At 46.7% G+C, this 20,429-nt stretch carries 20 protein-coding genes and 2 pseudogenes; 7 read left to right on the top strand and 15 right to left on the bottom strand.

The window, feature by feature from the left end:
- The first annotated feature begins 61 nt into the window (after nucleotides 1–61).
- The 4 genes from B4113_RS04765 to B4113_RS04755 all read left to right on the top strand — a co-directional run bounded on the left by B4113_RS04765 (nucleotide 62) and on the right by B4113_RS04755 (nucleotide 3,795).
- Nucleotides 62–829 carry an alpha/beta fold hydrolase gene (locus B4113_RS04765; RefSeq protein WP_033843250.1) on the top strand — a complete coding sequence of 256 codons (768 nt, stop codon included), beginning with the start codon at nucleotides 62–64 and terminating at the stop codon, nucleotides 827–829.
- A gap of 98 nt (nucleotides 830–927) precedes the next feature.
- Nucleotides 928–1,224 (top strand): hypothetical protein, encoded by a 297-nt coding sequence (locus tag B4113_RS19410; RefSeq protein ID WP_153017129.1) that lies wholly within the window; start codon nucleotides 928–930, stop codon nucleotides 1,222–1,224.
- A gap of 68 nt (nucleotides 1,225–1,292) precedes the next feature.
- Nucleotides 1,293–1,664, top strand: a complete 372-nt coding sequence (locus B4113_RS04760; RefSeq protein ID WP_033843251.1) for a metalloregulator ArsR/SmtB family transcription factor — start codon at nucleotides 1,293–1,295, stop codon at nucleotides 1,662–1,664.
- Nucleotides 1,654–3,795, top strand: a complete 2,142-nt coding sequence (locus B4113_RS04755; RefSeq protein WP_033843252.1) for a heavy metal translocating P-type ATPase — start codon at nucleotides 1,654–1,656, stop codon at nucleotides 3,793–3,795. The genes B4113_RS04760 and B4113_RS04755 overlap by 11 nt, the downstream gene beginning before the upstream one ends.
- Before the next feature lie 212 nt (nucleotides 3,796–4,007).
- Here B4113_RS04755 and B4113_RS04745 read toward each other — a convergent pair whose 3' ends face one another.
- From B4113_RS04745 to B4113_RS04725, 5 genes are all read right to left on the bottom strand, one after another.
- Nucleotides 4,008–4,310 carry a metal-sulfur cluster assembly factor gene (locus tag B4113_RS04745; protein ID WP_033843254.1) on the bottom strand — a complete coding sequence of 101 codons (303 nt, stop codon included), beginning with the start codon at nucleotides 4,308–4,310 and terminating at the stop codon, nucleotides 4,008–4,010.
- Nucleotides 4,311–4,473: 163 nt separating this feature from the next.
- Complete coding sequence (locus B4113_RS04740; protein WP_081897177.1) at nucleotides 4,474–5,724, bottom strand: hypothetical protein; 1,251 nt, start codon at nucleotides 5,722–5,724, stop codon at nucleotides 4,474–4,476.
- Complete coding sequence (locus tag B4113_RS04735; RefSeq protein ID WP_033843257.1) at nucleotides 5,721–5,930, bottom strand: DUF2249 domain-containing protein; 210 nt, start codon at nucleotides 5,928–5,930, stop codon at nucleotides 5,721–5,723. The genes B4113_RS04740 and B4113_RS04735 overlap by 4 nt, the downstream gene beginning before the upstream one ends.
- 3 nt (nucleotides 5,931–5,933) lie before the next feature.
- The gene (locus B4113_RS04730; protein ID WP_033019179.1) at nucleotides 5,934–6,167 is read right to left on the bottom strand and encodes a DUF2249 domain-containing protein; all 234 of its coding nucleotides are present in this window, start codon (nucleotides 6,165–6,167) and stop codon (nucleotides 5,934–5,936) included.
- A 234-nt stretch (nucleotides 6,168–6,401) separates the two neighbouring features.
- On the bottom strand, nucleotides 6,402–7,094 hold the full coding sequence (locus B4113_RS04725) for a Crp/Fnr family transcriptional regulator (protein ID WP_033843258.1): 693 nt from the start codon (nucleotides 7,092–7,094) through the stop codon (nucleotides 6,402–6,404).
- Between the two features lie 235 nt (nucleotides 7,095–7,329).
- Here B4113_RS04725 and B4113_RS04720 point away from each other — a divergent pair, with 235 nt between their 5' ends.
- On the top strand, nucleotides 7,330–9,693 hold the full coding sequence (locus B4113_RS04720; RefSeq protein ID WP_033843259.1) for a nitric-oxide reductase large subunit: 2,364 nt from the start codon (nucleotides 7,330–7,332) through the stop codon (nucleotides 9,691–9,693).
- Nucleotides 9,694–10,017: 324 nt separating this feature from the next.
- On the opposite strand, the gene B4113_RS04715 is transcribed toward B4113_RS04720, so the two are convergent.
- The 6 genes from B4113_RS04715 to B4113_RS04695 all read right to left on the bottom strand — a co-directional run bounded on the left by B4113_RS04715 (nucleotide 10,018) and on the right by B4113_RS04695 (nucleotide 15,256).
- Complete coding sequence (locus tag B4113_RS04715; RefSeq protein ID WP_033843260.1) at nucleotides 10,018–10,752, bottom strand: hypothetical protein; 735 nt, start codon at nucleotides 10,750–10,752, stop codon at nucleotides 10,018–10,020.
- 702 nt (nucleotides 10,753–11,454) lie between these two features.
- Nucleotides 11,455–11,622, bottom strand: coding sequence for a hypothetical protein (locus tag B4113_RS20045; protein ID WP_172418623.1), 168 nt, complete (start codon nucleotides 11,620–11,622; stop codon nucleotides 11,455–11,457).
- Between the two features lie 205 nt (nucleotides 11,623–11,827).
- Nucleotides 11,828–12,472: an ABC transporter ATP-binding protein gene (locus B4113_RS04710; protein ID WP_061912273.1), complete on the bottom strand. Its 645-nt coding sequence runs from the start codon at nucleotides 12,470–12,472 to the stop codon at nucleotides 11,828–11,830.
- A 26-nt stretch (nucleotides 12,473–12,498) separates the two neighbouring features.
- Complete coding sequence (locus tag B4113_RS04705) at nucleotides 12,499–13,998, bottom strand: hypothetical protein (RefSeq protein WP_033843262.1); 1,500 nt, start codon at nucleotides 13,996–13,998, stop codon at nucleotides 12,499–12,501.
- 3 nt (nucleotides 13,999–14,001) lie between these two features.
- Nucleotides 14,002–14,784 (bottom strand): ABC transporter permease, encoded by a 783-nt coding sequence (locus B4113_RS04700; protein ID WP_033018164.1) that lies wholly within the window; start codon nucleotides 14,782–14,784, stop codon nucleotides 14,002–14,004.
- A 91-nt stretch (nucleotides 14,785–14,875) separates the two neighbouring features.
- Nucleotides 14,876–15,256 carry a hypothetical protein gene (locus B4113_RS04695; RefSeq protein WP_131385633.1) on the bottom strand — a complete coding sequence of 127 codons (381 nt, stop codon included), beginning with the start codon at nucleotides 15,254–15,256 and terminating at the stop codon, nucleotides 14,876–14,878.
- Nucleotides 15,257–15,282: 26 nt separating this feature from the next.
- Between B4113_RS04695 and B4113_RS04690 the strand changes: the two genes are divergently transcribed.
- The gene (locus B4113_RS04690) at nucleotides 15,283–15,861 is read left to right on the top strand and encodes a molybdenum cofactor guanylyltransferase (RefSeq protein WP_033018165.1); all 579 of its coding nucleotides are present in this window, start codon (nucleotides 15,283–15,285) and stop codon (nucleotides 15,859–15,861) included.
- 204 nt (nucleotides 15,862–16,065) lie between these two features.
- On the opposite strand, the pseudogene B4113_RS04685 reads toward B4113_RS04690, so the two are convergent.
- The 3 genes and pseudogenes from B4113_RS04685 to B4113_RS19405 form a co-directional block, all read right to left on the bottom strand.
- Nucleotides 16,066–16,293: pseudogene (locus B4113_RS04685) on the bottom strand (transcriptional regulator); the annotation flags it as partial.
- A gap of 10 nt (nucleotides 16,294–16,303) precedes the next feature.
- Complete coding sequence (locus B4113_RS04680) at nucleotides 16,304–17,353, bottom strand: hypothetical protein (protein WP_235597959.1); 1,050 nt, start codon at nucleotides 17,351–17,353, stop codon at nucleotides 16,304–16,306.
- A gap of 66 nt (nucleotides 17,354–17,419) precedes the next feature.
- Nucleotides 17,420–17,827 carry a hypothetical protein gene (locus B4113_RS19405; protein ID WP_153017128.1) on the bottom strand — a complete coding sequence of 136 codons (408 nt, stop codon included), beginning with the start codon at nucleotides 17,825–17,827 and terminating at the stop codon, nucleotides 17,420–17,422.
- Nucleotides 17,828–18,188: 361 nt separating this feature from the next.
- On the opposite strand from B4113_RS19405, the gene B4113_RS04675 reads away from it, so the two are divergent.
- The gene (locus B4113_RS04675) at nucleotides 18,189–19,307 is read left to right on the top strand and encodes a TIGR04053 family radical SAM/SPASM domain-containing protein (RefSeq protein WP_033022769.1); all 1,119 of its coding nucleotides are present in this window, start codon (nucleotides 18,189–18,191) and stop codon (nucleotides 19,305–19,307) included.
- 266 nt (nucleotides 19,308–19,573) lie between these two features.
- Here B4113_RS04675 and B4113_RS04670 read toward each other — a convergent pair.
- A pseudogene (locus B4113_RS04670) lies at nucleotides 19,574–20,429 on the bottom strand (ISL3 family transposase); the annotation flags it as partial.

Genomic DNA, 20,429 nt, shown 5'->3' with positions numbered 1-20,429 from the left:
AAATCGCTGTCCATATGGTACACTATACAACGATAGAAAAAGAAAAGGAGTTTGTGTAGCGATGGTGATCATTGAACAACAACAGTTGGCCGGCGTGCCCGTTCTACATGTCGTTCAGCCGGAAAAACGGGACGAACCGCTTCCGCTCATTTTCTTTATTCACGGCTTTACGAGCGCCAAAGAACATAATTTGCATTTCGGCTACTTGCTCGCCGAGGTGGGCTATCGCGTCGTGCTTCCCGATGCGCTGTTTCACGGCGAGCGGGACGAAGGGTTGAGCGAACGGAAATTGCAGTTGTCGTTTTGGGACATTGTGGTGCGCACGATCAGCGAAATCGATGAGATGAAAAATGATCTTGTGAGCCGCGGGCTGGCTGACTCGGGGCGAATTGGGCTTGCCGGAACGTCGATGGGCGGGATCGTCACGTTCGGAGCGCTCGCCGTCTATCCGTGGGTGAGGGCGGCAGTGGCGCTGATGGGCTGCCCGAATTTTAGCGCCTTTTTTGATGCCATGATTGAAGAAGGAAAGCGACGCCACATCGACATTCCGATGCCGCCGGCGTTGTTGGCGTTGGAAAAAGAAAAGCTTGCCCGCTATGATTTATCGAAACAACCGGAAAAACTCGCCGGGCGGCCGCTCTTCATATGGCACGGAAAAGTCGACCAAGTCGTCCCGTATGCTTATACATATGAGTTTTATCAGCAAATTAAACCACTTTATGAAGGGAACGAAGACCGGCTGCAATTCATCACCGACCCGCACGCCGGCCATAAAGTGACGCGCGAAGCGTTTTTGGAGACGGTGCGTTGGTTTCGCGAATACATATGAGGCCGGTGGTTTCGTGCCAAATCTGCTGATTCCACCCATTTCTCAATGAGAGAAACCTCGTAGAATCAGCTTTCTTTTCTGACTGAAAATGCCGCTGATTGGTGGGTGACAGCGGTTTTTCACCAAGCCTCTATAGAAGCGGTGATTTCGTACAAAATACGGCTATTCCATCTGTTTCTCAGTTAGAGAAGCCTTGCGAAATCCGCCTTCTTTTTTGGCGAAATGCCGTTGATTTGCTCGTGGCGGCCGTTTTTTCACCAAGCCTCTATAAGTTGAAACCGACGGCAATGGGCCTCATTACTGCGGTGCGTTCATCAGCCGAAATCCGCCTTTCGCTGCGACGAAGGCGGATTTTTGTCATGCAGGGAACTTTTTTCATTCAAATGAATATTTGAATATCAAAAAGGGATATGATATTCTATATTCAAACAACTATTTGAATGTTGGCAAGGAGAGGAACGGAATGCATCGCCAAGATGTATGCGACGTCTACTGTTATGACGAGGAGAAGGTCAGGCGGATTCAGCGCCGGCTGAATGAGGAAAACATGGCGTCGATTGTGCCGTTTTTCAAAGCGTTGGCCGACGAAAACCGGGCGAAACTCGTCTATGCGCTTTGCGGCGAGGAAGAGTTGTGCGTCTGCGACTTAGCGAACGTGATCGGGGCGACGGTGGCAACGACGTCGCATCATTTGCGCATTTTGTATAAACAAGGCATCGTGAAATATCGGAAAGAGGGAAAACTCGCCTTTTATTCGCTCGATGACGACCATATTCGCGAGCTGTTGCTTGTCGCGCTCGCTCATCAGAAAGAGGGGGATCACCGTGGCGAATGAACAAACATTGGAGCGGATCGAGGCCAAAACATACCGCGTGCAAGGGTTAACGTGCGCAAATTGCGCCGCCAAGTTTGAGCGCAACGTCAAAGCTTTGCCCGGTGTCAAAGAAGCGAAAGTCAACTTCGGCGCCGCCAAACTCACGGTATGGGGCGAGGCGACGTTGGAAGAACTGGAACAAGCCGGAGCGTTTGAACGCCTGAAAATTCGCGAAGCACGCGAGCGCACTATCCAGCGGGAGCCGTTTTGGAAGAAGAAAGAGAACCGAAACGTCCTCGTCTCTGCTGTATTGCTTCTGATTGGCATTGTGGCCGATGCGGCGGACAGCGCGGGAATGGCGGTCGCGATGTATTTGGCGGCGATCGCGCTCGGCGGCTATTCCTTGTTTTGGACGGGGCTGCGGAATTTGGCCCGCTGGCAGTTGGACATGAACACGTTAATGACGATCGCCATTCTCGGCGCGGCGGCGATCGGCGAATGGCAAGAGGGAGCGGTCGTTGTCATTTTGTTTGCCATAAGCGAAGCGCTCGAGCGCTACTCGATGGATCGTGCACGGCGGTCGATCGTGTCGCTGCTGGAAATGGCGCCCGCTCAAGCGACGATCCGGCGCGGTGCGGAGGAAGTGACCGTTCCGGTCGAAGACGTTCGCCTCGGAGAGGTCATGATCGTGAAACCAGGCGCGAAAATTCCTTTGGACGGCGTTGTTGTCAATGGGGCGTCCACGGTCAATGAGGCGGCGATGACCGGTGAAAGCGTGCCGTCGGAAAAAACGGTCGGCGATGCAGTGTTCGCTGGGACGCTGAACGGGGAAGGATTCCTAGAAGTGAAAGTGACAAAGCGGGCCGATGAAACGATGTTGGCGAAAATGATCGATCTCGTTGAAGAGGCGCAGGCGGAGCGGGCGCCGTCACAAGCGTTCATCGATCGGTTTGCCCGCTATTATACGCCGTTCATTATGATTGTGGCCCTGCTTATCGCTGTCATTCCACCGCTTGTCGTGGGCGGTAATTGGCTTGATTGGGTGTATCGCGGCCTTGCTGTTCTCGTCATCGGCTGCCCGTGCGCGCTTGTCATTTCGACACCGGTGGCAATTGTCACCGCTCTCGGCCATGCGGCCCGGCGCGGCGTGCTCATCAAAGGCGGGGGATATTTGGAACAAATCGGCCGGCTGCGAGCGGTTGCCTTTGATAAAACCGGGACGTTAACGGAAGGGAAACCGTCCGTGACCGATGTCGTCGTGTATGACGAAAGCCGTGAACGACTGCTCGGGGTGGCGGCGGCCATCGAAAAACGGTCGCAGCACCCGCTCGCTTCCGCTGTCGTCCGTCAGGCGAAAGAGGAAGGCGTACCGTTTCTTGACGTGCCGGTGGATGAATTTCAGTCGTTGACGGGTCAAGGGGTAAGGGCGGTCGTCGGAAACGAAACGTACTACATTGGCCGCCCATCCTTGCTCGCTGAGGTGCTCGGCCGTTTGCCGGATGAAGCGGAACAGCGAATCGCCACCTTCCGCCAAGAAGGAAAAACAGTGATGGCGATCGGCACGGCCCGTCGGCTGTTAGGATTGATCGCGGCGGCTGATCGACCGCGGCCGTCCGCCGCGCCGACCGTTGCAGCATTGCGGCGTCTCGGGGTCAAAGAGATCGCCATGGTAACCGGCGACCATAAACAAACCGCCCAAGCCATCGGCCGCCAAGCCGGCGTGTCGGCCATGTGCGCCGGGCTGCTGCCCGAGCAGAAGCTGGCGGCGATCCGCGAGCTGAAACAACGTTATGGCATAACGGCCATGGTCGGCGACGGAGTGAATGACGCCCCCGCTTTGGCCGCAGCCGATATCGGCGTGGCGATGGGCGGAGCGGGGACGGATGCCGCTTTGGAAACGGCGGACGTCGTGCTGATGGCCGACGACTTGCGCCAATTGCCATACACCGTTCGCCTCGGTCGCCGGACGCTTGCGATCATCAAGCAAAACATTGCCTTTGCCTTAGGGTTAAAAGCGTTAGCGCTCGTTGCCGCCATCCCCGGCTGGCTCACCCTTTGGCTCGCGGTGTTCGCTGATATGGGGGCGACATTGCTCGTGACCTTCAACAGCATGCGCCTGTTGCGGGTGAAGGAAGAAGGAGATGGGCAGTGAGGACCAACCGGAGTCTCCGGCTTGGCGAACTAGGACAAGAAGAAGCAAAAGACACGGAACGGCTTTCGCTTCCGTGTCTTTTTCGTTTTCTGCTGTTTTCATCCGTTCTCAAGTTGTCACGCGCAGGCATCGCGGCTTACGCTTTCTTCAACTTACGATCGTTAAGGAAAGGTCCATTTTTCCTTTGTCGCTTGCTTTTTCTGTAAAGCGGTTTAGGCAAAATAACCAAGCTGCCGCAGCGCTTCTTCGCTCATTCGCTTCGGCGTCCACGGCGGGTTCCACGTCACTTGGACACGCACGTCGTGGATGCCGTCGATTTGTTCCAACGCCCGCTTGACGCCGCCGGCAATCGAGTCATGAAGCGGGCAGCCGGGGGTTGTGAGCGTCATGAGCACATCGATTTGGCCGTCTTGAATTTGCAAGCGGTAAATCAGCCCTAAGTCGACTACATTAATGCCAAGCTCCGGGTCAATGACCGTTTTCAGCTGATGAATGGCGAGTTCACGAATATCCATGTTGATTCCCTCCTTGATTGTCATTTCCAAAAGGCTAGGAAGACGCGATGTTCCAGCGCTTGTTCTTAGCCAAAAAGACATGATGCCTGACTGTTTCTCAAACGAGGCGATTGGCTGCCAAAGCGCCTTCATCGATGCGCCGGGCCGCTGGTGGCCGATGTCGTTATTTGCGCAAGACCGCTAAAATCGTGCCGGCAAACAAGATGCTGAGTCCAGCAAATAGCGTTTGGAAGGCGGCAAACAGCGTAGTGTTGGTGAACAAAAGCGCCGCCGCGGCGAGCACCAAGGCGACAGTGAACAGAAGACACTGAACGGTGATCAACCGTTCATTCATCATTTGTTTTAACGTCGGCACATTTTCTTGACCGACTTTTTCGCTATAGCGATGGGTCCACCATAAAAACGGCACAATTTTGAACAAATAGCCGACGATGCTGAAGAGAATCCAGCCAACAATGAATAGATAAATAATGATGCCAAGCAGCCGTCCGCTGCCGACAACGACGGAGGCGAAGGCGGCAATGTGCAGCCCAAGGCCGATGACGATGGCCGATAACGAAAATCGAAACGGGCGATCGAGCGCCTTTTTCATCCGCTTTTGCAAAATCGCATAGATGTGCCAAGTGAAAAGAGCGAATCCAGCCGCCAGCAAAGAGGAGCCGACCGCTAGCCATGTCCGGCCCGGCAGGAACAGGCTGATCAGCCCCACCGCAATTCCGCTCGTATACAGTGCATAGACGTAGCGCGCCGGCCGCATCGAAAAGCCGTGGGCGAGGGAAAACATCGGCGCCATTTTATACGAAAAGCCCATAATGAGCAGGGTAAACCAGCCGCACAGCCCAAACAGCACATGCAGGCCGAACACCGTTTCATGACTGTTGGCGCCTGTGGCGGCGAAAAAGTGAAAGGCAAGCAACGCCCCGGCGGCGCCCGTCAACAGCAAAAACAACAAGGAAGTCGCGACAAACAGCGTCATGATCGTTTTGTTTTTTTGTTGCTTTAATGTCATCGCCATTTGCCAGACAAACAGCACGATGCCGAACAGCACAAGCAAGCTAGGGAGAAACGCTTGGTTTGGCGTAAACACGAAACTGGCGGCAAAGGCGACGATGCCGAAAGCGGTGATCGCAAACTGCCAAAAACCGAGCCGCTCGTTCCAAATCGGTGTCAAAAAGGCGACCGGAACGAGCTGGTACATCGCTCCCATCGCCGCCATTAAGGCGAAACCAAGCAGGGCCAAATGGGCCGCCGCCCACACGAGCGGCAGTCGGAACGCGCCGCCGCTCATTGCGGGAACAGCCGCCAGCAGCACAAGCTGCGATGCGGCGAACGCCAGCACGGCGAAAATGATAAAGGAAAACGGAAGGCCGATGTCCGTTTCCGTTCCGGTGCGGGCCGGAAACATGGCGCTCATCCTTTCGTAATCCGAATTTCAAAGCTGCCGTCTTCACGTGCGACCGTCTCGTGCCGGTAGCCCAGCTCGTCAAGCTGCTCGTACAAAAACATCGGTCGGCGATCGTTAATGATCGTCAGCGTCTCGCCAAGGTTCAGCTTAGCGAGGGCAGCGAGCGTCCGCATCATCGGCTGCGGCGGCTCGAGTCCGCGGTTATCGAGGATCATCGGTCATTCCCCCTGCTTCACAAACGTTACTTTCCAATGTTTTTTTTCAATTTGTTCCACTTCGTACGTAAATCCTTTCGCTTTCATAATCGGAAACAACGGCAGCGGCTTGAACGGGGCGTGTAAAATGAACGTATCGCCCGGCTGCAGCGGCTTGATGGCGTTCATAATTTTTTCAAACGGTTCCCGCTTTTGCCGCAAATCTTCGCGTACATCGAGTTCAATCGTTGTGGCCATCCACATTCCCTCCTTTTTGCTATTATGATAATCATTTTCATTATGGAATGTTGTGATATAGCTCACAACTACGGGGTCGGAATACGATATGTCTGCCGCTGGTTCGAAAACGATAGATGGTTTGTTCTGAACGTGCGATGTACAGTCATTTCCTCGCCATCTGACTCTCAATTGAGGATAAGGGCGGCATTCATCCCCATTTTCACGATAAGCTGCATGTTAGACAAAGGGGGATTAGAAAAAGATTTCTTGCTCAAGCCCTTCTTGGTCGATCAAATAAAAGCCGTGTTTGTCGACATGGATCAACCCTTTCCGTTTCAGCTGGCTCAACGTCCGGCTGACCGTTTCGCGGGCGGTGCCGATCATATTGGCCAGCTCACGGTTTGTCACATGGGCGGTGAGACGGTGCCACTTCCCTTGTTTGACGGCATTCGTCCGCGTCAACCGCAGCAAAAGCAGCACGATTTGTTCGTACGTATTATGAAGCACTTGCGCTTCGAGCCGGTTTTGCAAGTCAACAATTTTTTCGCCCATGACGCGAAACAGCTTCATGCATAGCTCAGGGCTGGCCATCAGCACTTGTTCAAAATCATGGATGCAGATCGCGATCAATGTCGCTTCTTCCATCACTTCGGCGTGAGCCGGGTAGGCGCCTTTTAAGAAAAAGCCGGCGTGCGGAAACATTTCCCCTGTCTGCAAAATCGAAACGATTTGTTCTTTTCCGCTTACATCTGTTTTGTAAATTTTCACTGTGCCGGAATGAATGAAATAGACGCGCTCTAACGGGTCGCCTTGCATAAAGACAAACGTCCGCGGTTTGTAGACGCGCACATGGGAAATGGCGACAAGCGAATCGAGCTCGTAATCGGACAGTTCACGAAACAACGGAACGGCTTTTAAGCGGTCTCTCATCCAATGGTTCGCCATGGCGTTCTCTCCCTACATGAAAATGTGACAAAATGATAACAATGGCCAAGCGGGGACTCGATCGGTTCTCTGTTTGAAAACTTGCGTCGTTCAGCACATTCTGCTTTCATTGTATAAATTCCTACACCGAAAAGCTGTGATATAAATCATCGTTGACATTTGCCCCGGCTCACAAACCGCCAAACGATCAGCCCGTTACAATGAGGGCGAGCAAACGAGAAGGAGGTTGTCTCATATGGAGGTTCATCGATCCGTTCGCCCCAACATCCAGCCGGGGCGGCAAACGACAAACAGTTTTCTTAAATCAATTCTCATTTTCACCATTTTGATCAGCTTTACCGTCCTGCTTGTCGGCGGGTATTGGATCTTTAAAGAAATGGCGCCAAGGCCGAAAGAGGTGCGCAGTGAAAGCGGCCAAGTGCTGATGACGAAAGAAACGATCGTCGGCGGGCAAGCCGTCTTCCAAAAATACGGATTGATGGATTATGGCACGGTGCTTGGCCATGGGTCGTATATGGGACCGGACTATACGGCGGAAGCGTTGAAAGTGTACACGGAAGGCATGCAAGATTACAAAGCGAAAGAGCAGTATAACAAACCGTTTGCCGACTTAACGGACGATGAGAAGTCGATCATCCGTGAACAAGTGATAAAAGAGATGCGGAAAAACCGTTACAACCCGGTAACCGATGTGCTCGTCTTGACAGATGCGCAAGTCTACGGGTTGGAAAAAGTGCGCGACTATTACCGCGACGTTTTCACCAATGGCGATGGTTGGGGATTGAAAAAAGGATTAATCAACGAAAGCGACATGCCAAAAGCAGGTCGAGCTTGGGTTGGGGATGGCGATCAAATCCGACAGATTGCCGACTTTTTCTTCTGGACCGCTTGGTTGTCGAGTACATCAAGACTTGGCGACGAGATCACCTATACGAACAACTGGCCGTACTATGAGGACGCCGGCAATACGACGTCGTTTTCCGCGGTATGGTGGAGCGGTGCGAGCGTCACGATTTTGATTTTGTTTATCGGGATCATTTTGTACGTATTCCATCGCTACCAATTAAGCATGCAAGAAGCGTATGCCGAAGGGAAATTTCCGGTCATCGATTTACGGCGGCACCCGCTGACTCCGTCGCAAGTGAAAGCAGGTAAATATTTTGTTATCGTGTCAGCGCTCTTTTTCGTCCAAACGATGTTGGGGGCATTGCTTGCCCACTACTATACAGAACCGGACAGCTTCTTTGGTATCAAATGGATTTACGACGTATTGCCATTTAACATAGCCAAAGGGTATCATTTGCAGCTGGCGATTTTCTGGATTGCGACCGCATGGCTTGGTATGGGAATTTTCATCGCCCCGCTCGTCGGCGGACAAGAACCGAAAAAGCAAGGGTTGCTTGTTGATTTGCTCTTCTGGGCGCTTGTTGTCCTTGTCGCCGGCAGCATGATCGGCCAATGGCTCGGCGTCAACGGCTATTTAGGAAACGAATGGTTCCTGTTTGGCCATCAAGGTTGGGAATACATTGAGCTCGGCCGCATCTGGCAAATCATTTTGGTGGTCGGCATGCTCCTTTGGCTGTTCATCGTCTTCCGCGGCGTCAAACGCGGGCTGAAGCGGGAAAGCGACAAAGGCGGGCTCATCCACTTGCTGTTTTACTCAGCCATTGCCGTTCCGTTCTTTTACATCTTCGCGTTCTTTATGAAACCAGACACGAACTTTACGATGGCTGACTTCTGGCGCTGGTGGATCATCCACTTGTGGGTGGAAGGCATTTTCGAAGTGTTCGCCGTTGTCGTCATTGGGTTCTTGCTCGTTCAACTGCGGCTCGTGACGAAACATTCGACGGTTCGGGCGCTTTACTTCCAATTTACGATTTTATTAGGCAGCGGTGTCATCGGCATCGGTCACCACTATTATTATAACGGTTCGCCGGAAGTATGGATCGCTCTTGGCGCGGTGTTCTCAGCCCTCGAAGTCATTCCGCTCACGCTCCTTATTTTGGAAGCGTACGAACAATATAAAATGATGCGTGACGGCGGGGGCAACTTCCCGTATAAAGCGGCGTTTTGGTTTTTGATTTCCACAGCGATTTGGAACTTAGTCGGCGCGGGTGTGTTTGGTTTCTTGATCAACTTGCCGGCGGTCAGCTACTTTGAACATGGGCAGTTCTTAACGCCGGCTCACGGCCACGCGGCGATGATGGGCGTGTACGGTATGTTTGCCATTGCCGTGCTTCTTTACTCACTGCGCAACATCGTCAAACCGGAAGCGTGGAACGACAAATGGCTGAAGTTCTCATGCTGGATGTTAAACATCGGACTCGTCGGCATGGTTGTCATCACGCTCCTTCCAGTCGGGATTTTGCAAATGAAAGAGGCGTTTACCCGCGGTTACTGGGCGTCGCGTTCGCCTTCGTTCCTGCAACAAGACATCGTACAAAACTTGTTGCTGATCCGTGCCGTTCCGGATACGATCTTTTTGAGTGGCGTCGTCGCCTTGCTTGTCTTTGCCATCAAAGCGATGTTCCATTTGCGCAAGCCTACGCACAGTGAAGGGGAAGAGCTGCCGGTGGCGAATTTGGCAAAGGAAGAATAACAAAAACGGGGCTGACCCAAAATGCGAATGCGTTTTGGGATTAGCCCTTTTTGACACGAAATAGAATCGTTCGTTTTCTAACAGAATAGAGTCACCATAACCACTATCACCGAAAAAGGGGCGATTCTTTTATGACACATCATCATATTTTTGCAGAGTGTATCATGGATAATCTCACGTTGCCAAGTGATATCATTCTTCTGGATAAATATGGATCATATAGTTCGCCAAATGGTTGAGTGCATTCCGATGGAGACGTTTCTTCCTTAAAATTATAAAGGCGGCCGCTCCTCAGAAAGACAAGGAGAGATGCTCCATCCTTGATCATGTTGTCTTAATCAGGCGAATGCTGGAAATTGCTGCTTCTTGTTCAATCGAACGCCTAGAAAGAAGATCTAAAATCCGTTCGTGCTTTTCCATGTTTTGTTCCATCTTCTTAACGATTTGATTCGTTTCAAGCACTGCTTGTTGGACGAAAACAAACTCTTGCTTCGTGACCATATTGGCTTTGACATGATCTAATTCTTTCATTAGGTTGTTCTTTACGTCCTCAAGCTCCTGTTTGGTAGCCATATTGGCTTTGATATCTTCAAGCTCCTGTTTGGTAGCCATATTGGCTTTGATATCTTCAAGCTCCTGTTTGGTAGCCATATTGGCTTTGATATCTTCAAGCTCCTGCTTGGTAGCCATATTGGCTTTGATGTCTTCAAGCTCCTGTTTGGTAGCCATGGTGGCTTTGATGTCCTCAAGCTCCTGTTTGGTAGCCATATTGGCTTTGATGTCTTCGATTTCTTTTGTGAAACTATGCTTCACTTCTTTAAGTTCTTGTTTGGTGGCCATGTTGGCTCTAATGTCTTCAAACTCTTTTGTGAAACTATGCTTCACTTCTTCAAGTTCTTGTTTCGTTGCCATGTTGGCTTTAATATCCTCAAGCTCTGTTGTGAAGTTTTGCTTTACTTCTTCAAGCTCCTGTTTTGTCGCCATGTTTGTTTTGATATCGCTTACTTCATGTTCGATTACTTGGAGCTTGTTCAAAATTTGGTTCAATATCGTTTCCAAAGAAAATCCTCCCTTCTAATTAAATAGTTGAAATTTTGTTTTACATCCTGCTGATTACTGAACTCGTTCTATCATAATCAACTTGTACTTAGATGAAACGCGCAACGAAAAATCGGAAATTCTTTATTGCAACTTATATAGTAGCCCTGCAAAAGCGTGTGATGGTGAATCGCTCCTTTCTTTTGAGAACTGGGGAAACGAGTGTGTAGAGTAAGTGGTTGAGGAAAGGGATGAGATTGTAGCGCAGAACACATGAGGATCATCGTTCCCCTTTCATATTATAAATGATTCACAGAAATTTGAACATAGTGTTTTGGGTCATGGTCGCTTTGCATCCGTCCAAGAAAAGGAGTGCATTTTGGTCCGTACGGTCATATTAATCGCGACAGCCGCATTGTTTTGGCGAAAATCGAACTTCCTTTCTTTGTAATTAAGGAGAAACCGAAAAGGCTGGTGATTTCGTGCAAAATACCGCTGAGTTCCACCCATTTCTCAATGAGAGACACCTCGCAGCATCAGCTTTCTTTTCTGAATGAAAATGCCTCCGATTGGTGTGTGACAGCGGTTTTTCGCCGGCCTTCTAAGATTTAGTCGGAATCGTTCATGATCAATATACGATGAAAAAAAGAAAGAGCTGGCTCCAAAAGTCCGCTTGTTAGCAGATGTTTGGGTCAGCTCCCTTTCATTTGTGAACGTTTTCAATCACTGGTGGCATTTATCTGGCGTAGCGTGTTCGGTTTCCTTTTGCTTGTCATGGCATGGAAAGCAGTACAACATCTCGGTTTCGCGACTGACCACTCCGTTTAAAAAACCATGCAAACAATGGATCGGCTTGCCGCATTGCGCGCAAAAGCCAACAAGCTCTTCCAACCGCCATTTCTCCTTTCGTGGGGATTGAACATGTTCAACTGCGGGCGGCGACGCTCGCCATCGCCGCCGAAGGCGATGGCAGTTATGATGCAAGTATATAATTTATTATATTACAAAGAAGGCCAATGTTATGAGCCAATTTGTTAAAAGGACGGTAAAAAGCAAACTTTTCGGGTCAGCTTCACCATATTTCATAATTTATGCTTTATGAAACAACAGGTTCTAATCGGTATCTATTGATACGAAAAACTCGATCACATAAAATATCTATATCCTCTTGATTGTGGCTTGTCAACAAAATGGTACGCCCTTCATTTTTGAAAGATAATAGTAAATGGCGAATGGTATTGACACTTTCAGCATCCAGTGCATTGAATGGTTCATCTAATATAAGTATTTGTTGGTCTTCCATAATCGCTTGGGCAATTGCTAGCTTCTGCTTCATTCCTAAAGAGTAATGTTTCACTTTTTGCTTTGCTTGTGGTTGCAATCCAACTTTTTTCATTGTTTCTGCTATTTTTTCATCACTAATCTTTCCTCTGATCATGGCCAATTCCTTTAAATTTTGAAAACCAGTTTTATTAGCTATATATCTAGGACGATCGATAATAATTCCGATATTATCTGGGAATCTTTTGCTCTTCCCGATTTCTACTCCATCGACAACAATGCTCCCCTCATCTGGAAATACAAATCCACAAATCATTTTAAATAAAACAGATTTACCCGAGCCATTCGGGCCCACAATCCCACATATACTTCCTTTTTCGATTTCCAAATTGACGTTTTGAAACAGTGTTAATCCTTTATAAGATTTACTTACATTTTTTAAGGAAATCATCATTGACATATTCCATCCCACCCATATTGATGTTTTTATATCTTTACACTTTGCTTCAATAAATAGTCAATAATAGAATATGAAATCACATTCGCCGCAACTAAAATAAGGGTTAGATAATAAGGAGAATCGTCCTCCAAATAAATAATGCTATTTAATCCTACAGGTATGATCCCTTTTGAATTAATCCCAGGCAACATGAGAAGCATTAGTATACTGGTCAGAACAACTCCATATATTGATTCTTTATTGATCCAAGAAAATATAAAGACAAGACTTATATAAAAAATGACTTGTAAAAAACCATTAACAAGGAAGTGATAAATCACTTCATGTAGAGGATTGGGAAGCAGAGTTAGCGAAAAACCGACGTTGGCTCCAAAACAAACAGCTAATGCTAGCGAAAGAATAATCAGTATGAATAAGAAGTAACCGCTTATTGCCATTAACTTTGTCATCCAGCTCCAAAACCATTTCCTTAAGCTCTTGAAACGAATAATTTTATAATATCCTAACTGCTCAATCTCATTGCTTAGAAAAAGCAGTTGAATTAAATAAACCAATCCGAAAAATACCACTGAGTAAAAGAAAAACGGAATATAGGCAAAACGATCAGCACTAACCCCAATAAAAGACATCGCGAAGACATCCCAAATTGTCACAGCAGAGGATTGAGCTAATGATCGAGCTGTTGCTCCGATCCCCATGACACAAATAGAAAAATAAGCAACAATGGGCATAGATGATTTGATAGAATGAATGTATATTTTTTTATTTAAGTCCAAAAATTTCAAAAACCATATACAAACAACCAAAAAAATGATCACGATACTAAAAATGGGGAGCGGAGAATGAAAAGCACGTACCCCATTAGTGATTGATAAAAAGCAAACAGGTGACAAGAAAGCAAATTTAGTCGGCAATAGCTTAAACCCTATACCGCTGTACAGGAAAAAGAAAACACTAAGAAAAAGAATCAAATTCTTTTTTTTCGTTAATACGTATATGATCGCAAAAGCGATATGTAACAGTGAAAAGGTAAAGAGCAACAAAAGCAATTGTGCTATGAAGGCAAATATAGGTTTGTGAAAGAAATACACAAGTTTGTCAAGTGTATTAGTAGAAGATGCTATCTTACTAACCTCACTCCATTCCCACGAATGGGGAAATCCAATTGCCATAAATAAAGACATAAACCCCCATAGAAACAGCAATGGAAAAGCCATTCGCCAGAAATTTTTGAAGGAATAATAGATCCATTTCTTGAACGACCCTAAACGAATTAAAATTTGATAATCAAAGTCGATTACAATCGACTTTATGAAAAACAATAATGCAATGGGAACAACGAAATAAAGAATGAGATAGGGATCAGTTAACAAGCGCAAAGACACATCCCAGTTGTTGAAGTGTAATCGCTGTTGATGTGCCGTTTGAATGATCTCGCTTTTAAGCATTGCGCCATAAAAATAAAAGACAGCACCTACACCTATCCATTTTATACTAATCATATTCTCCATATTCTCGCGTTTCATAACTTAGATCATCCATTCATTCTCATTTCGTATCGAAAATACCAAAACTATAGTTAAAATAATGAGTAACAACGAAAACGGAACGAACACGGTCCATAAAGGTTGCTGTTCAATATTGAAAGGAAAAATTGTACTAAGCGGCGAGAAAACAGCGAAATTCAATAAACCGGTCACAAAGTTAAAAAGCTGATAGAACAGAAACGGGATGGATAAAGCGACGAATGGATTGCTGACATTTAACAATAACAGAAAAGCAATGGTAGAATAAACGACGCCATTTAGGGCAACCCATAAAGAATAAACAAGCCCGTACGTGAACTCTCCGTACGATAAAAACTGTGAGAAAGTTACAGCAGGTATTCGCATATGTTCGTTAGAAGAGCTATAATGAATGATTCCTAATTTCTGTTCAAAATACACGATAAAAACGAACGGAAGAAAAATGAGCAAAAATATGACAAGCCCTGTTAGCAGAGCATTGATCAACCCTTTGCTAATTATGTAAGTATGCAATGGAACTCTAGTACGGGTATACGTAATAAACTTGTTTCTTTGTTCCTGTAAAAAAGAAGGTAAATAAATGATGATAGCGATAACAGGAAAGAGCAACGGAATAATACCTGACACTGTTTCATGAAATACTTCGATAGGTTTATAAAACTGGTACCCGTCTTTCACCATATAAAACCTAGCTGTTGGCAGCAAAACAATCAGACCTAGCCAAAACAATATATTTTTTTTTGTAAGTGCCCTTTTTAATTCGACCATCAATTGATGATGTAACATGTTTTTCACTCCCTAGTCCCTGCTTGTACTACTCCACCGAACACCAATAAACCGACCGATAAACTGGATAAAGCTAATTTCTTTTTCAAATTCAACTACCTCCTATAATACTTCTATAATTATACATACTATTTTTTTTTATTTTCAAGAGAATTCTTACATAAAAATGAGAAGGATATTTGGTATCCATTGTCGAAGGAAGTTTTGGCATCCAAGGAGTTGCGGCATCATGAGCGTTCAAATCCGTTGCTAATAGAATTTTGTTCACGGATGCAAGCTTTTGTAGGGTTATCGATCTATCTGGAGTCCCGTCAATCCGCAATGCTAAACTTGAGCCAGCGACGTTGGACGGCTGCTCACTGGAGAGTATGGTTATCTCAATGATGACCGTAAATAACAGGAACAGCAAAATTCCTTCCCTAATCTGCATTTCATAAAAAACAGCAAGATATGAATGATCAACTTTTGACAATAGCAGGCTCCGGAAAGGGGAGTGTGATGAAACAAACGATTGCTGGAGTGGTGCTGGCCGGCGGCCAGTCGCGCCGGTTCGGGCGGCCAAAGGCGTTCGCGTTGCATCAAGGCGCGCCGTTTTTCGCTTGGTCTGTCGCCGCGCTGGCTCCGATCGCCGATGAGTTGTATCTCATTAGCCATCCGGCGCTTGTCGGCGAGTTTCGTCGGCGAACGGACATTCCGGTGCTGCTCGATGTGGAGCGTTACCGCGGTTTTGGGCCGCTTGCCGGCATTTACACCGCCATGGAACAGAGCCGATCCGATTGGGTGTTCATTCTGCCGTGCGACATGCCGTATATGAATAAGGACGTAACGGAACGGCTCGCCGCCTATGCCGATCCGTCCTTTGACGCCGTCGTCCCGCTCCATGACGGCCGCCCGGAGCCATTGGTTGCCCTATACCACCGGCGGCTTCGCCCGCTGATCGCCAAGCTGCTTGATGCCGGTGAACGACGGATGGGTTCGCTTCTTGACGGCGCCCGCGTCCGCTATGTTGACGCCCAACCGCTTGCCGCCGATGAAACCGTATGGCGCAATGTCAATACCGAGGAAGAGTATCGATAAGATGGGAGGATCCATCTTTTGCTGATCGGAAGAGCGATCCTTGACCACCCGGCTCTTCACCACCCAATGTACTTGATACAGAAAGACGCTCATGATGAAAAATGATTTTGCCTGTCCAATAGCGTTCCATCGTCGTCAATAAAAGGTCAATGCTGAAACGGCAACAGTGCGAAAAAAGAGCCGAACGACCTCGGCTCTTTTGCGTTATTGGACTGGAGATTGGTTTTGATCCATTTCCTTCGCCAACTCTGCCACTTCGGCGACAGTCAGCCCCGTTCGTTTCGCGACTTCGTGAATCGGCAGGACGTCAAGCAAGTTTTTCGCGATTTCGATGGCTTTCTGTTTTTCCGCTTGTTTGACCGCTTTCTCTTTTTCCTGTTCTAGATCTTCTACGAGTAAACGAAAAACTTTATTCATTTTCATCCACTCTTTTCTTCTAACCTTATCGTATTTCATAAAGATTGGCAAAGTTTAGGAAAATATTGCTTTTGCCTTTTTTTATATCATTTAGATGAATGAAACTCTCTTCCCTTGGATTGTTGTTAATTAACAAGAAAGACCGCTCTTTGCTAGATGAAATGATTTCTTTTGGAATAGGGATGATAAAATCCTGATCTTTTGGTTGTTCAAACGTATAAGAACGAGATTGTTTTCCTGTTACTCCATATATATTTCCTTCCATATCAAAAAACATGATCTCCTCTACCATGTTGTGGGGACTTTGATCAATTCGAACATACCGTGCTTTATTAGCCTCTTCTACCTCTAAAGGAGTGAAACGATCATTTAACAAAACAACAGATGGCAGACCAAACTTGTTGCTTTTACTGGGTTCCTTCTTAAATATCTTTTGAACATGATCCAATTTTATATGTGATGATATTTCAGAGAAATCATTTTTATTTCTTTTACTCACTAATACCTTCGTTACAGGTATGTTTTCCGTAAAAAATCGTTTTTGATCTTTATCAATTAAAATAGGCAAATACTCACTAAAATCATAATTATTTGATACTTGAACACGAATCGGAATTTTTAAGGATCCGTTTCCTTTCATATGAATATCATAATACGTATATTTTTTGTTGTTAATCAAAAATTCGGTAAATTTTTGATTATGGAAAATAAACAGTCGAAAGTGACGATCTCTATCTTTTAGACTATCAATGATAAAGTTGAACGTGAATTGTTTCATTCCAGATTGTAAAGAAATAATATCAACCGATTCATTATCAATCATCCACTTTTTTTTCAGTTTCGAATCAACTGTAAATGAAGTTGCGGTATCAGGAATAAATCCAAGCTGTTCCTGCGCATTATTGGGTATAATAAAATGCTCATTTTCATGGAAAGAGATAGTATCACTTGTATGCAAGGGTTGTCTCTTTTCTTTTTTTAAAAAATTATTGCATCCTGAAAACAGTAATACAGAAAGCATGATGAGTGCTATAATGAAATAGCTTTTTTTTCGGTTCATTTTGTCATTTTCCACCTTCCGTTTTTCACCTTGATGAAAAAGCTCAAAATGTCAAAGCATTTTGAGCTTTTGGTTTTTTTATTAAAATCTTATACTATCTCCTGTATCAGCCATATAAATATTAGTAGAAGTTGATAATGTGTGATGGGAAGTAGCTCGATATTCCCATCCAGAAGGAATACTTACTGGATAATGAGAAACTGTTGCTGTATCAGTAGTTTTTCCTAACCCAGTATCTTGCTTAGTACCTAGAGAGTTTCCATTAAGCATTAACGTCGTAGTCACTCCATGAGATGAAAGAGTAACTTTACTCGTCGTTTTTCCAACAGCCTTTACTTCACTAACAGGATACGCATTTGGAGAAATTCCTTTAATCGACGAGGATGCCGAAGATTCTGAAACATAAATATACGTGGAGCCTGTCCCTACTGTGGATATAGAGATTGATCCTTGAGCCGTCACTTTTCCGGTTTCTACTACTGCTTTCAAGTTTGCTTCATTGCTATAATGGATGGCATTTTCCTACAATTTTGAAACACTGTCTTTATTCTCTTCTGCAAAAACTCCTCCTGAAGAAAAAGAAATCAAAGAAGCGGACAAGGCTGTGGCAAGTCCGAATTTAAAAAATTTCATTTTCTTCATTTCCTATCCCCCATTTCTCATTTTTTGCAATTTTATTATAAATTATTAAAAATAAACTTTCAACACCAGTGTATGTGCTCATGGATTCCTAGTATCCGTCCTAAGCGCTTATCGAAGCCTGTCTGAACCGCCGTTGGCTGTAGATGTGATGGATATCACATAACGCGTCCAGCCATTGCGGTACAATGGAGGCCAAGGAGGGAATGGGATGCGCGATTTCAATGAAAATCCGTTTATTGTGATTTGGGAATTGACCAGGGCGTGTCAATTAAAATGCCTTCATTGCCGCGCCGAGGCACAATATCACCGCGACCCGCGCGAGTTGACGTTTGAGGAAGGGAAAAAGCTCATTGACGAGATTTACGATATGGATCAGCCGATGCTCGTTTTTACCGGCGGTGATCCGCTCATGCGGCCGGATGTGTACGATTTGGCGAAATATGCGATCGATAAAGGGTTGCGCGTGTCAATGACGCCAAGCGCGACGCCTAACGTGACGAAAGAGGCGATCCGCAAGGCGAAAGAAGTCGGCTTGGCGCGCTGGGCGTTCAGCCTTGACGGACCGAACGCCGAGATTCACGACCATTTCCGCGGCACGAGCGGCTCGTTTGCTTTGACGATCCGTGCGATTCAATACTTGCATGAGCTCGACATTCCCGTGCAAATCAACACCGTCATTTCGCGGTACAACGTTCATGTGCTTGATGAAATGGCGGAATTGGTTGAGAAGCTGAAATGCGTTCTTTGGAGCGTCTTTTTCCTCGTCCCGACCGGAAGAGGAAAAGAATCGGACATGATTTCCCCCGTCGAGCATGAGCGAGTGTTCCGCTGGCTGTATGAGACGAGCAAACGCGTTCCGTTTGACATTAAAACGACGGCCGCCCAGCATTACCGCCGCGTTGTGCTGCAGGCGAAAATGCGCGAAGGAAAAACGGCGAACAACGGCATTCACTACGAAGATGTCTTGAATAAAGGATTAACTGGGCAAGTCGACGGGCTTGGCCGCGCGCCGAGAGGGGTGAATGACGGCAACGGCTTCATCTTTATTTCCCATATTGGCGACGTTTATCCAAGCGGGCTGTTGCCGGTCAAAGCCGGGAACATCCGGGAAACGCCGCTGGCCGACATTTACCGGCATTCGCCGATTTTCCAAGACTTGCGCAATCCGGACAAATACAAAGGAAAATGCGGCGTCTGCGAATTTCGCCACGTGTGCGGCGGCTCGCGTTCACGCGCTTACGCCGTAACGGGCGACTATTTGGAAAGCGAACCGTACTGCATCTATATTCCGAAGGCGCTGCGAAACAAAGGAACAAATTGTTGCTAGGCCAACGATTGATCAACATCACATTTGGATGTTAGGTTGTCTTTCTCTTTTCGAAGGGAGCACCCGCTTTGTTTATGTTTGATTTTGCGCTTGACAAAGAAAGACATTCATTATCCAAGAATGAACGAATTGTCATGGTCACACTTGGGCTGGTTGAGCGCTGACACTCGATTAGCACTACAGGTTAGGTATAAATAATCACTAGACACGTTGTAAAAAATGGTAATAAAACGGTTCATCACCAAAAGATGTACTTGATTTTTACGTTAAAATGTGATAGAGGTCTCTAGACAGACACGCAAAGTAAAACGCTGGATATTTCGATACCCATATCCTCGCCTTTTGATCCATTTTATTTTGTTGTTGATTCCTTCCATTGGACCATTGGAGTAAGAAAAAACGATGCAAGAAAGCACGGCGTCTCTTCGGGTGATGAGTGCCTTGGCAATACGGCGTACGGCGGCACAGTCGCTAAAAAGGTACCGGTCAAACCATTGGGTCAAACGAGTTTCGGCTTGCTTTCTTGTTTGGCTTTTGGATACGTAACGGAAATGTTGAAGGGCTTGATAGACATCACGTAAATAAGCACTTTCTTGGCACCATTGTCGAACTTCCTGTCTCTCTTCTTCTGTTCATTTTTCTGGACGTTGGCTTAACAATCGGCACACGCGGCGAACGCTTCCGTGTTTGGTTCCGCCTTTGGCAAGGGATTTGCGACAACGTTCCAGTGCATCGGTGAATAACTGAATCACATGGAAGTGGTCAAGAACATGGATGGCTTTTGGACATACCTTTTCCATGGCTTTTCTCATGGCAGGAGCCAAGTCGCTGACCACATACTTCACTTTGGAGGCGACGGGTTGAAGCGCCTCCACAATGGCTTCTTTATTTTTTCCAGAAGCAATGGAAAGGACATTCCGAGTCTGTGTGTCCATCACCGCTACTCCGTCATCATGTCCCTTTCGGAAAGCGAATTCATCCACACATACGACGGTAGGATTCGATGTTGGTAAAAGAGCCGGGGTATATTGATAAAACCAGCGTTCTACGGTCGTGTAGGCGAGTGGTAACAAGCGAGCGACTTCTTGAATCGTTTTTCCGATGCATAACTGGGCGACCCAA

Source organism: Geobacillus sp. B4113_201601, assembly GCF_001587475.1.
Classification (GTDB): Bacteria; Bacillota; Bacilli; order Bacillales; family Anoxybacillaceae; genus Geobacillus; species Geobacillus icigianus.
Note: the sequence above shows the minus strand (reverse complement) of the source record. Positions and strands in the feature narration are given on the sequence as shown.

Bases quoted from the DNA above. Each gene is read 5' to 3' on its own strand.
- B4113_RS04760 (WP_033843251.1), top strand. From the start codon at position 1,293: ATGCATCGCCAAGATGTATGCGACGTCTACTGTTATGACGAGGAGAAG.
- B4113_RS04720 (WP_033843259.1), top strand. From the start codon at position 7,330: ATGGAGGTTCATCGATCCGTTCGCCCCAACATCCAGCCGGGGCGGCAA.
- B4113_RS04725 (WP_033843258.1), bottom strand. From the start codon at position 7,094: ATGGCGAACCATTGGATGAGAGACCGCTTAAAAGCCGTTCCGTTGTTT.
- B4113_RS04745 (WP_033843254.1), bottom strand. From the start codon at position 4,310: ATGGATATTCGTGAACTCGCCATTCATCAGCTGAAAACGGTCATTGAC.
- B4113_RS04675 (WP_033022769.1), top strand. From the start codon at position 18,189: ATGCGCGATTTCAATGAAAATCCGTTTATTGTGATTTGGGAATTGACC.
- B4113_RS04730 (WP_033019179.1), bottom strand. From the start codon at position 6,167: ATGGCCACAACGATTGAACTCGATGTACGCGAAGATTTGCGGCAAAAG.
- B4113_RS04700 (WP_033018164.1), bottom strand. From the start codon at position 14,784: ATGTTACATCATCAATTGATGGTCGAATTAAAAAGGGCACTTACAAAA.
- B4113_RS04705 (WP_033843262.1), bottom strand. From the start codon at position 13,998: ATGAAACGCGAGAATATGGAGAATATGATTAGTATAAAATGGATAGGT.
- B4113_RS04735 (WP_033843257.1), bottom strand. From the start codon at position 5,930: ATGATCCTCGATAACCGCGGACTCGAGCCGCCGCAGCCGATGATGCGG.
- B4113_RS04710 (WP_061912273.1), bottom strand. From the start codon at position 12,472: ATGTCAATGATGATTTCCTTAAAAAATGTAAGTAAATCTTATAAAGGA.
- B4113_RS04765 (WP_033843250.1), top strand. From the start codon at position 62: ATGGTGATCATTGAACAACAACAGTTGGCCGGCGTGCCCGTTCTACAT.
- B4113_RS04740 (WP_081897177.1), bottom strand. From the start codon at position 5,724: ATGAGCGCCATGTTTCCGGCCCGCACCGGAACGGAAACGGACATCGGC.
- B4113_RS04690 (WP_033018165.1), top strand. From the start codon at position 15,283: ATGAAACAAACGATTGCTGGAGTGGTGCTGGCCGGCGGCCAGTCGCGC.